Source organism: Bifidobacterium sp., from assembly GCF_051876855.1.
Lineage (GTDB): Bacteria > Actinomycetota > Actinomycetes > Actinomycetales > Bifidobacteriaceae > Bifidobacterium.
Window position 1 is genome coordinate 16405 of the sequence record NZ_JBJEIH010000097.1, and the last position, 11120, is coordinate 27524.

At 62.1% G+C, this 11120-nt stretch carries 10 protein-coding genes; 9 read left to right on the forward strand and 1 reads right to left on the reverse strand.

The window, feature by feature from the left end; genetic code table 11:
* Positions 1-239: 239 nt before the first annotated feature.
* From hisD to ACI38B_RS06580, 8 genes are all read left to right on the forward strand, one after another.
* The gene (gene hisD / locus ACI38B_RS06545; protein ID WP_339562130.1) at positions 240-1637 is read left to right on the forward strand and encodes a histidinol dehydrogenase; all 1398 of its coding nucleotides are present in this window, start codon (positions 240-242) and stop codon (positions 1635-1637) included.
* Positions 1634-2800, forward strand: coding sequence for a histidinol-phosphate transaminase (locus tag ACI38B_RS06550; protein ID WP_439730048.1), 1167 nt, complete (start codon positions 1634-1636; stop codon positions 2798-2800). Before hisD ends, ACI38B_RS06550 begins: the two co-directional genes overlap by 4 nt.
* A 140-nt stretch (positions 2801-2940) precedes the next feature.
* Positions 2941-3540, forward strand: coding sequence for an imidazoleglycerol-phosphate dehydratase HisB (gene hisB / locus ACI38B_RS06555; protein WP_015450115.1), 600 nt, complete (start codon positions 2941-2943; stop codon positions 3538-3540).
* A complete protein-coding gene (locus tag ACI38B_RS06560) occupies positions 3540-4355 on the forward strand; it encodes a hypothetical protein (protein ID WP_439730049.1) in 816 nt (271 codons plus the stop codon). The genes hisB and ACI38B_RS06560 overlap by 1 nt, the downstream gene beginning before the upstream one ends.
* Positions 4356-4480: 125 nt before the next feature.
* Complete coding sequence (hisH, locus tag ACI38B_RS06565) at positions 4481-5128, forward strand: imidazole glycerol phosphate synthase subunit HisH (protein ID WP_439730050.1); 648 nt, start codon at positions 4481-4483, stop codon at positions 5126-5128.
* A 198-nt stretch (positions 5129-5326) separates the two neighbouring features.
* Positions 5327-6052 (forward strand): bifunctional 1-(5-phosphoribosyl)-5-((5-phosphoribosylamino)methylideneamino)imidazole-4-carboxamide isomerase/phosphoribosylanthranilate isomerase PriA, encoded by a 726-nt coding sequence (gene priA, locus ACI38B_RS06570; protein ID WP_439730051.1) that lies wholly within the window; start codon positions 5327-5329, stop codon positions 6050-6052.
* Positions 6053-6262: 210 nt separating this feature from the next.
* Positions 6263-7600 (forward strand): type I glutamate--ammonia ligase, encoded by a 1338-nt coding sequence (gene glnA / locus ACI38B_RS06575; protein ID WP_015450119.1) that lies wholly within the window; start codon positions 6263-6265, stop codon positions 7598-7600.
* A gap of 626 nt (positions 7601-8226) precedes the next feature.
* Positions 8227-9360 (forward strand): MFS transporter, encoded by a 1134-nt coding sequence (locus ACI38B_RS06580; RefSeq protein ID WP_439730053.1) that lies wholly within the window; start codon positions 8227-8229, stop codon positions 9358-9360.
* A gap of 129 nt (positions 9361-9489) precedes the next feature.
* Here the strand turns inward: ACI38B_RS06580 and ACI38B_RS06585 are convergent, their stop codons facing one another.
* A complete protein-coding gene (locus ACI38B_RS06585; protein ID WP_439730054.1) occupies positions 9490-10107 on the reverse strand; it encodes a hypothetical protein in 618 nt (205 codons plus the stop codon).
* Here ACI38B_RS06585 and ACI38B_RS06590 point away from each other — a divergent pair.
* Positions 10001-10867 (forward strand): hemagglutinin, encoded by an 867-nt coding sequence (locus ACI38B_RS06590; protein WP_439730052.1) that lies wholly within the window; start codon positions 10001-10003, stop codon positions 10865-10867. The two genes, ACI38B_RS06585 and ACI38B_RS06590, sit on opposite strands and share 107 nt — an antisense overlap.
* Positions 10868-11120: the final 253 nt, after the last annotated feature.

Consider the following 11120-nt stretch of genomic DNA (forward strand, 5'->3'; position numbering starts at 1 on the left):
GGTATCTGTCTGCGGTGTGATTTGGGTGTCGCACGGCAGACAGATATCGTCGTGCGGAACTGGATTTCCGTCGGTATCTGCCCGTGGTGCGACTGCTGTGTTGCATGGCGGCGAGATAGCTTAGGGTTGGCCATAGACGCGTCCCGTCACGCCCTGTCGCAGTGGCCTCATCTCAGCATGTGACAGCAGTCCGGGATTTTTCCGCGCAAGGTTTTCGCCCGTTGCTACCATGTGAGGGTATGAGCGACAATACCATGCGAATCATTGACCTGCGCGGAAAGCGCCTCACCCGTGCCGAGATGCTGGCGGCGATGCCACGTGCCGAGATGGGCACGAAGGAAGCCACCGATCTGGTGCGTCCGATCCTCGATGATGTCCGTGACCGCGGTGCTGCGGCCCTTCGCGATTTCGAGGAGAAGTTCGACCACGTGCGTCCCGAGCATCTGCGTGTACCGGTCGAGGCCATGAAGCAGGCGCTTGACGAGCTTGATCCCGAAGTGCGCGCCGCCATCGAGGAGTCCGTCCGCCGCAGCCGTGCGGTGTCCGCTTCCCAAGTGCCGCAGGACTTCCACACCGATTTGGCTCCCGGCGCCCGTGTCGCGGAGCGTTGGATCCCCATCCAGCGTGTCGGCCTGTATGTGCCCGGCGGCAAGGCCGTGTACCCGAGCTCGGTCATCATGAACGTGGTGCCCGCCCAGACGGCCGGCGTCGAATCGCTTGCCATCGCCACCCCGCCGAGCAAGGCGACCGCCGACGGTCTGCCCGACAAGACGATCCTCGCAACCTGCGCCATCCTCGGTGTCGACGAGGTCTACGCGGTCGGCGGTGCCCAGGCAATCGCCATGTTCGCTTACGGAGCTAAGGGCTCAGAGCCGCAGGACGGCGAGGTCCTGTGCGAACCGGTCGACAAGATCACCGGCCCGGGCAACATCTTCGTCGCCACCGCCAAGAGCATGGTCTCCGGCATCGTCGGTATCGACGCGGTCGCCGGACCTACGGAAATCGCCATTATCGCCGACAAGGACGCGAACCCCAGCTGGGTTGCCGCCGATTTGATTGGCCAGGCCGAGCACGACGAGCTCGCCGGCTCCGTCCTCATCACCGATTCCGAGGACTTTGCCAAGCAGGTGCAGGCCAGCCTCGACCAGCGCGTGCCCCGCACCGAGCACGCCGAGCGCGTCGCCACCTCCCTGACTGGCCGCCAGTCCGGCATCATCCTGACGGACAATCTTGACCAGTCCATCGATGCCGCCAACGCGTATGCCGCGGAACACTTGGAAATCCAGACCGCCGACCCGAATGCCGTCGTACCGCGCATCAAGAATGCGGGCGCGATCTTCCGCGGCCCGTACTCTCCGGTCCCGCTGGGCGACTACATGTCCGGCTCGAACCACGTGCTGCCGACTTCCGGCACCGCGCGCTTCGCCTCCGGCCTGGGCGTGCACACCTTTATGAAGCCGGTCGAAGTCATCGAATACGACGAGGAAGGCTTGAAGGCGCTCGCCGCGCGTATCAACACCTTCGCCGTTTCCGAGGATTTGCCCGCACATGGTGAGAGCGTGCTGAGCCGCTTCATCGCCGATCCGTACGACAAGGCGACCATCAAGCAGCAGGAAGAGCAGGCAGGACTGCGATGAGCGAAAACACCATCCCCTCCAGCCTCCCGCTGCGCAACGACCTGATCGGCGAGGAACCGTACGGCGCCCCGCAGCTCGACGTGCCGGTGTGTCTCAACGTCAACGAGAACCCGTACCCGCCGAACCCGGACGTCATCGACACCATCGTCGAACGTGTCCGCGATATCGCCCCCACGCTCAACCGCTACCCGGATCGCGAGCATATCAAGCTGCGTCAGGCCTTCAGCGACTACCTCGCCAAGGAATCCGGCGCCCGGCTTGATATCAGCCAGCTGTGGGGCGCGAATGGCTCGAACGAAATCATGCTCCAGCTGTTCCAGGCCTTTGGCGGTCCCGGCCGCACCGCGCTGAGCTGCGACCCCACGTATTCGATGTACCCCGAATACGCACGCGACACGTTCACCGGGTGGAAGGTCGTCCACCGCAACGCCGATTTCACGCTTGACGTGGACCGCACCATCGAGGCAATCAACGACATCAAGCCGTCCATGGTGCTGCTCACCAGCCCGAACAACCCGACCGGTACCCCGTTGCCGCTCGAAGACACCGAACGCCTGCTTGCGGCCTGCGAACAGGCTGATGTCGCCGGCGCGGCGCCTGGAGTTCACCCGATCCTCGTGATCGACGAGGCTTACGTGGAGTTCCGCAACCCGGGCACGCCGAGCGCGGTCACGCTCATCAACAAGCATGAAAACCTCGCGGTCAGCCGCACCATGAGCAAGGCTTTCGCCTATGCTGGCGCGCGCGTCGGCTACCTCGCCGCTTCGAAGGGCATCATCGACAGCGTGCGCATCGTGCGCATGCCCTACCACCTGTCCGCCGTGACTCAGGCCGTGGCCCTCGCCGCGTTCGAACACACCGACGAGCAGCTCAGCCGTGTCGCCCACTTGCGCGAAGTGCGCGACCAGACCGCAGCATGGCTCAAACGCCAGACCTACAAGGGCGTCCCGCTTCAAGTCGCAGATTCCGAATCGAACTTCCTGCTGTTCGGCGGGCATTTCGACAATCGTGAGCGGATCTTCCAGGAACTGCTCGACCGCGGTATCCTCATCCGCGTGGTCGGCCCGGACGGCTGGCTGCGCGTGTGCATGGGCACCGACGACGAGATGGCCCGCTTCTGTGAAGCGCTCGCCGAAGTGCTGCGCATCGTGGAAGCCGAATAGCGCGAACATCGCTAAGACAACAAGTCCATCGATGCGGTTTTCGGCAACGAGCCAGCAAGCCAGCGAACCCGCAAACCAACGAGCATTGACGGAAAGCCGCACACCGGTCTGTCGCCGCAGGCCGGAACTGAGGAGGAAACATGGCACGTACAGCCCACATTGTGCGCAAGACCAGCGAGTCGACCATCGACCTGTCGCTGAACCTTGACGGCACGGGCAAAACCCAGATCGACACGTCGGTGCCCTTCTACAACCATATGATGACCGCGCTCGGCAAGCATTCGCTTATCGACCTGAACATCAAGGCGAGCGGCGACACCGACATCGACGTGCATCACACGGTCGAAGACACTGCGATCGTCTTCGGCGAGGCCCTGCGTCAGGCGCTCGGTGACAAGCGTGGCATCCGCAGGTTCGCCGACGCCACCGTGCCGCTGGACGAGGCGCTTGCCAAGGCCGTCATCGACATTTCCGGCCGCCCGTACGTGGTGTGCTCCGGAGAGCCGGAAGGCTTCGAATACTGCATGATCGGCGGACATTTCACCGGCTCGCTTGTCCGTCACGTGATGGAATCCATCGCGTTGCACGCCGGCATCTGCCTGCACCTGCAACTGCTCGCTGGTCGCGACCCGCATCATATCGCGGAAGCCGAGTTCAAGGCAGTCGCCCGCGCGCTGCGGTTCGCCATCGAGCCCGATCCGCGCGTCGACGGCATCCCCAGCACCAAGGGAGCCCTGTGATGGCCGACGATACGACGACCCCCGGCGATCGCGACGATTCCGGTCTGTCCGGCGGTGCCGGCGAATCCGGGAATTTCGGTGATTCCGGAAACTCCGGCAACTCTGGCAACGATGACGGTCTGCATTTCAACGACGCTGACCTTGACGCCGCGATGGCTGATTTCGAGCGAGAATTCAATCAGTCGCAGGATTCCCAGAACCAGGATTCACAAGGTCCTGATTCCCAGGATCCTGATTCCGGCTTCGGCCAGGACGACACGCTATTTGCCGGCGACGGTACCGGAGAGTCCCCGGATCAGCCGGAAACCCAGCAATCCATCGAAGCGAGCTTCGACGACGAGTTGCAGGGGCTGCTCGGCAACAAGGCGAAAGCGGCGGCGATTATCACCCGTCTGACCTCGGCCGAATTGCTTGCCGCATTCTGCCAGCTCAGCGACATCAGCGCCGTCTGCCTCGATGACCCGCAAGGCGCCGTCGCCGTCCTGCGCAACCTTGACGGCGACAGCCCGGAAGCCGCAGCCAAGGACTTGACGACCGTGGTGTCTGGTATGCCGGTGATTCTCACCGTCAATCGCGCAGACAAGCTCGAAGCCACGCTGTTTCTGCAAGGTCAGGCGGGGGAGCAGTTCGCGCCGCCGATCCTGTTCGCCTCCGCGGCTCCATTCGTTGAGGATCTGATGCTCGGCATCACCCCGCTCGAGGATATCCTCGCCGACCGCAAGAGCTTCGATTCCGCCGATCTTGATCACGATGGGGCTTTGGCGGTGCTCGCGAAGCATACCAGATTCGGACGCGGCAATTCCTCCATCTCGTAACGCCGCATCCAAGGCGTGCCGCGAGACGGGAACACGGTAACAATCCCGGAGTACCGTGGAAACGTCCACGAACACCGGACGGCGGGCCGCACACATGCCGGCCCCCGACGAAAGGAAGGACAACGATGACATCGGTAGTGGTCTTTGACTACGGTTTCGGCAATGTGCGCTCCATGGTGCGCGCGCTCGCCAATCTTGGTCTTGATGTGACCCTCACGTCGGACCATCGTCAGGCAGTTGAGGCCGACGGTCTTGTCGTGCCCGGCGTCGGGGCATTCGGTGCCTGCGTGGATAGTCTGCGCAAGGTCGGTGGCGACCGCGTGGTCTACGATCGTCTGCGTGCTGGACGGCCGGTACTCGGCGTGTGCGTCGGCGAACAAATCATGTTCGACCATGGCAACGAGCTCGGCAAGCCGGCGGACGGCTTGGGGCTGATTCACGGGGATGTGAATCTGCTGGATGCCGATGTGGTCCCCCATATGGGATGGGACACCATTGAGGCGCCGCAAGGCTCCGTGCTACTGCGCGGGTTGACCGGGGAGCGGTTCTACTTCGTGCACTCCTATGCGGCGATGGACGCTCAGCCGGTGGAAAACGGCACCGAAGACATCGATTTCGGCGGGGAAGAGCAGAAGGTGACGTGGTGCACGTATGGGCGAAGCCGGTTCGTGGCGGCCTATGAGCGCGGACCGCTGTTCGCCACCCAGTTCCACCCGGAGAAATCCGCCGAGGCGGGTGCGCAGCTGTTGCGTAACTGGGTCTCGACCTTCTAAGCGGTCCGGGCAGTGTGACATCCGGGCAATGTGACATCCGGGCAGTGGCAGTTCGCGCCGCAGCAGGCGCAGGCCATTGCCGCGGCACAGGTCGCCGCATCGGCGGCTGCCCGAGAGAATACAAGCATCTGAACACAGCATCCGAAACAGCCGGTATTCCGGCACTGACAGCGGGACACCCGCAGAATCGAGGGCAATATGGCACTCACCCTTCTCCCGGCAGTAGACGTGCGTGACGGTAAGGCGGTCCGTCTGCGTCAAGGCGAATCCGGCTCGGAAACCGATTACGGCAGCCCGCTCGAAGCCGCCCGCACTTGGGTGGAGTCCGGCGCGCAATGGATTCACCTCGTCGATCTCGACGCAGCATTCGGCACCGGGAACAACCGTGACCAGCTCAGTGCGATCGTCAAGGAGCTGGGCGAGAAAGTCAATATCGAGATGAGCGGCGGCGTGCGTGACGACGACAGCTTGAAAGCAGCGCTTGACGCAGGCGCCGCGCGCGTGAACATCGGCACTGCAGCGCTCGAGAACCCTGATTGGACCGCTTCGGTCATCAAGAAGTACGGTGATCGGGTCGCTGTCGGCCTCGACGTGCGTGGACATACGCTCGCCGCCCGTGGCTGGGTCAAAGAGGGCGGTGACCTGTTCGAAACCATGGCGTTCCTCGACTCCGTCGGCTGCTCGCGATACGTCGTCACCGATGTGGCGCGTGACGGCATGATGAGCGGGCCGAACCTGACCCTGCTTCGTGAGGTCGCCGAACGTACCGACGCACATGTCACCGCATCCGGCGGTATAAGCAGCCTCGACGACCTGCGCGCCATCAAGGAGCTCGCACCGCTCGGCGTGGATGCGGCGATTCTCGGCAAATCGCTGTACGCGCGTGCGTTCACCCTCGAGGAAGCACTCGAAGTGGCGCGTTGACGGCAGTCGGCGGTCGGGGTAGCCGAATCAATCAGCCTCGACCGCCGGCCGACACGGCCGCGCGCCTCGCAACAGGAATCCGCCAAGGTCAATGAAGACCTGCGAAATCAGCGGGTCAACACACGAAACACAACGCAAAACGCAGCATGGTCACGGGAATATCGCAACCGTGTAGCATGTCTGTAATATTTCGATGGGACGATGAGGACTATGGATAAACAGCAAGAGTTCGCCCTGCGCACGGTTGAAGAACGAGACGTGCGCTTCATCCGACTTTGGTTCACGGATGTATTGGGAACACTGAAATCAGTGGCCATCGCCCCCGCCGAACTCGAAGCGGCGTTCGAGGAAGGACTTGGCTTCGACGGTTCGTCGATTGAAGGCATGACGCGTGTTTCCGAGGACGACATGATTGTCAAGCCTGATCCGTCCACCTTCCAGATCCTGCCGTGGCGTGGCGGCCCGCAAGGCACTGCGCGCATGTTCTGCGACATCCTCACCCCGGACGGCGAACCGTCGCTCGGCGATCCGCGGCACGTGCTCAAGCAGGCGCTCGCCAAAGCCAAGGAAAAGGGTTTCACCTTCTATGTGCACCCGGAGATTGAGTTCTACCTGTTTGAAAATCAGGAAGACTGGTCCAAGGCCCCCACGCCCATCGACGAAGGCGGGTACTTCGACCACGTGCCGCGCAGCCCGGGGATGGACTTCCGCCGTGCGACCGTAAACATGCTCGAGCAGATGGGCATTTCCGTCGAATACTCGCATCATGAGGCCGGCCCCGGCCAGAACGAGATCGACCTGCGGTATGCCGACGCGCTGACCACCGCGGACAACATCATGACCTTCCGCACGGTGGTCAAGGAGATCTCCCTCGAACGCGGCATCCACGCGAGCTTCATGCCCAAGCCGCTCGCCGACCAGCCGGGTTCCGGCATGCACACGCATCTGAGCCTGTTCGAAGGCGATTCGAACGCCTTCTACGAGGCAGGCCAGGAGTTCAACATGTCGCTTATCGCCCGACAGTTCGCCGCCGGCATCCTGTACCATGCGGCGGAAATCTGCGCGGTCACCGACCAGTACGTCAACTCGTACAAGCGCCTGTGGGGTGGAGCGGAAGCGCCGAGCTACATCTGCTGGGGCCACAACAACCGGTCCGCGCTGCTGCGTATCCCGCAGTACAAGCCGGGCAAGGGCAATTCCGCGCGTATGGAGTTCCGCGCGCTCGACCCGGCGGTCAACCCGTATCTCGCGTTCTCCGTGTTGCTTGCAGCCGGCCTTGACGGCATCGAACAGCAGATGACCTTGGGTGAGCCGACCAGCGACGACGTGTGGGAGCTCACCGATGCCGAGCGCAAGGCGATGGGCATTCAGCCGTTGCCGGAATCGCTCGACGAGGCGCTCAAGATCATGGAGAAGTCCGATTTTGTCGCCGGTGTCTTGGGCGAGCACGCCTTCGAATACTTCCTGCGCAACAAGCACCAGGAGTGGGAGGAGTATCGCCGTCAGGTGACGCCGTACGAACTCGGCAAGTATTTGCAGCGCCTGTAATCCCGGGTGTTCACGCTGCCGAATCGGTGTTTCGGGCAGCGCACACAGTACCGTCAGCCCCGCTTGCGTCAATCGCAGCGGGGCTTTGGCGTATCTATGTGGTGGTGTGTCTGTGTGGTGGTGTGTTTGCGTGGTGGTGTGTCTGTGTGGCGTTTGCGGCGTGTTGCGTTTCCTGCGCAATTTCTTGTACAAACTGGTTACGCTGGCAGGCGGTTTTGCGTAGACGGTTTGTGGGGGAGAGGCGAAAGAGAGCGGTGGACGGGTGGCGGTGGACGGGGACGTCGGATGGTTGACGCGCCAGAGGACGGGCGTTCGGGCACACCCGGTGGTTCACTGGGATGGGCGGCCGGACGGGTCGTACAGGAGGAACGTGGCGCATGGCCGAAACACACACGCAGAGTACGACGACAGGCATTCCACAAAACACGCAGACACCACAGGGCACGCTGACATCGCAAGAGACGCAGGCGCCACAGAGTACGCTGACACCGCAAGACACGCAGAACGTGCCGAGCGATCAAAGGCATCAGGCCGGTCAGCCTTGCGGTCATGGCCGTGAGGATGCCGCCGTCCGACACCAGCGGTTCTTTACGCCCGCGGTCGTCACCCTGGTCGCCCTGAGTTTCATGCTGGGGCTCAGCGAATTCATCATGGTTGGCATCCTGCCGCAAATCGCACGCGGATTGAGCATCAGCGAAGTCACCGTAGGCAACCTCGTCTCCCTGTTCGCGGTCGCATATGCCCCGGCAACGCCGATTGGCTCAGCGCTTTCGGCGCGCTTCCCGCGTTTCGCCACGCATATGACGTTGGTCGCGGTGTTCCTCGTTGGCAACATTCTGTGCATGGTCGCGCCGAACTATCCGATTCTGCTCATTGCGCGCATTATGATCGCCCTCGTGGCCGGTACCACAGTCGCCGTATCCATGACGTACGCGCCAGATGTATCCAGCGCCGCGAATCGCACGCGGTTTATCGCGTGGGTGTTCTCAGGTTTCTCGATTGCTTCGGTCGTCGGCGTGCCCGTGGGTACGTGGGTCGCGGGAACTTTCGGATGGCGTGCCGCATTCGCGCTGATCGTCATACTGACTATCGCATTGATGTTCGCCATGATTCTTGTGTTGCCGCGCAACAGCCACCCGATGACCATCGGTTTTCTGCCGCAATTTCGCCTGTTCGCCGATCGCCGCATCCGGCTGGGCGTGTTCGCGGTGATGTTCGGGGCGGCCGCCAGCTACGTGTTCTACACGTATCTGACGCCGATCATGCGCGACGAAATCGGGATTCCCCAACGCTTTGTCAGCATCGGACTGATGGTATTCGGTGCGGCGTGTCTGTGCAGTAATCTGTACAGTGGCAGGCTTGCCAATCGTGGGACCGGTGTGGCGCCTCTCGCTCGCATCCGGCCCATCTACCTGATGCAGGCGGTTCTGCTGTGTCTGCTCGCATTCGCGAAGCTTCTGCCGGTCGCCGGTGCGTTGTTGCTCATCGTGCTGGGCCTGTTCATGTATCTGCAGAATTCCGCATCCCAGGTGCTGTACATGGATGTTGCGGCCCAAGCTCACCCCGGATCGATGAATCTCGCGGCGTCATTGAACTCCATGTCGTTCAACATTGGTATCGCGCTCGGGTCGGCGGTTGGCGGTGTCGTCAACGATGAGCTTGGATTGACTTGGCTTGGGCCTTTCGGTGCGGTGTTCGCGCTGCTTGCCGCTTTGACGGTCAGCGGGCTGCACCCGACGCGCGCGGAGCTCGGAGCCTAGCAGTTCGGCGATGCGCGAGCGTTGGGGCTGACGACGCCTTACAATGGCAGTGATGACAGCGATGACCTTGAACGAACGGCATGATAAGGGGAGCAACGACCCTGATGCCGGGGATGACACCGTTCGCAATCATGCGGAAGATCCGATTCCGAGCAAGAATGAGTCGAGGGTCGGAACGAAGGTGCCGCATGCCGCGTCATCTGAGGTCTCCAAAACGATGGCGGAACCTGCCGACACAACGGATGCGATGGAACCAGCGGAATCAACTGGAACGGCGGAACCCGCGGGGAAAACTGATTTCACTGGATCAACGGAGTCATCAGAATCAACGGAATTAACAGCATCAGCAAAAACGGTAAAGCCGGGAGTATCGACGACATTGGGTAGCACGACGAACGCGGCGGCGAAGGCGGAAGCCTCGACATCTTCGGGCAAGCCGAAATCGGGACGTGCCGTGAAATCATCAACAGGACGAGGTTCCGGACGGCGTGCCGGCTCCAGCGTACAGTCCGCGGGGCGCGCCAAATCTGCGCGGGGGTCGTCGTCGCGCGCCTCGCAGTCGCGCGGTTCATCGTCAATGGGCGCATCCCCACGCGGCGGTGGGCGGAAAGCTTCATCGTTCTCGAAAGCAATACGGCAATTGCAAACCCGGTATCGCAAGGCATGGAAGAAAGCGAATCCCGGCAAACGATGCTTGATTGCGCTGGAAACCATGGTGGCGATCATCTGCGCGATGGCACTGGTCATGGGGCTGATCCGGGTGGTGCAGTGGCGGACGGAAATCGCCATCGCCCAATACCGGCAGAATCAAACCGCGGAAAAGTACGGATTCAACCCTGGCAACATCATCTCCGACGGACAGTTCTTCAACGGCAACGCCATGAGCCAAGCGGAAATCCAGGCGTTTCTCGACAAGGAAGGCGCATCATGCACGGGAAGCCAATGCCTGCGCGTCATGACGTTTGATAGCGAGAACGAGCCCGCCGGCAGCGAATGTGAGGCATACCAAGGGGCGCAAGGCGAAACCGCTGCCGCGATCATCAGCAAATCAGCGAAAGCCTGCGGAGTCAGCCCGAAAGTCCTGCTCACCGTGCTGCAGAAGGAGCAGCACCTGGTTACTGCGACCAGTACGACCGCCTTCCAGTTCAAGGCTGCGATGGGCTTGAGTTGTCCGGACGACGCAAGCTGCGACCCGCAGTACGCTGGGTTCTTCCGGCAAGTGTATGGTGCCGCGAAACGCTACAAATACTATCTGCAGCATGAGGATACGTACGGGTACCATGCAGGCGGCATGAACTACATCCAATACAATCCGAACGCCAGTTGCGGGGGCAGCCAGGTGTACATCGAGAACAAGGCGACCGCGCTGCTGTACATCTACACGCCTTACCAGCCGAACACGGCGGCGCTCGCAGCTGGAGCGGGGGAGGGCGACTCCTGCTCGGCATACGGCAACCGCAACTTCTCGATCATCTACACCGGCTGGTTCGGCAATCCGCGCTCGTAGCAGGGCGGCTTCGGCGGCAAAATCGCCGGACCGGTCCGGTCATACGGCGGTGTGTGAGGATTGGCTCGCACAATGCCGGCTGGGGTGGTTGAAATCGGTGATTTGTAGGTGTTCAGCCGGTTCTGTGTGAGGATTGGCTCGCATGGTGACGACTGGGGTGGCCTGGTTCGATCGAGCGGTTGGGTCTGGTGGTCGTTGTGTGAGGATTAGCTCGCACAATGCAGGCTGGGGTGGTTGAAATCGGTGATTTGTA

Excerpts from the sequence above, each read along its gene's own strand:
- hisH (WP_439730050.1), top strand. The coding sequence starts at position 4,481 with ATGACATCGGTAGTGGTCTTTGACTACGGTTTCGGCAATGTGCGCTCC.
- ACI38B_RS06550 (WP_439730048.1), top strand. The coding sequence starts at position 1,634 with ATGAGCGAAAACACCATCCCCTCCAGCCTCCCGCTGCGCAACGACCTG.
- priA (WP_439730051.1), top strand. The coding sequence starts at position 5,327 with ATGGCACTCACCCTTCTCCCGGCAGTAGACGTGCGTGACGGTAAGGCG.
- ACI38B_RS06560 (WP_439730049.1), top strand. The coding sequence starts at position 3,540 with ATGGCCGACGATACGACGACCCCCGGCGATCGCGACGATTCCGGTCTG.
- ACI38B_RS06585 (WP_439730054.1), bottom strand. The coding sequence starts at position 10,107 with ATGACCAGTGCCATCGCGCAGATGATCGCCACCATGGTTTCCAGCGCA.
- hisD (WP_339562130.1), top strand. The coding sequence starts at position 240 with ATGAGCGACAATACCATGCGAATCATTGACCTGCGCGGAAAGCGCCTC.
- glnA (WP_015450119.1), top strand. The coding sequence starts at position 6,263 with ATGGATAAACAGCAAGAGTTCGCCCTGCGCACGGTTGAAGAACGAGAC.
- hisB (WP_015450115.1), top strand. The coding sequence starts at position 2,941 with ATGGCACGTACAGCCCACATTGTGCGCAAGACCAGCGAGTCGACCATC.
- ACI38B_RS06580 (WP_439730053.1), top strand. The coding sequence starts at position 8,227 with ATGCTGGGGCTCAGCGAATTCATCATGGTTGGCATCCTGCCGCAAATC.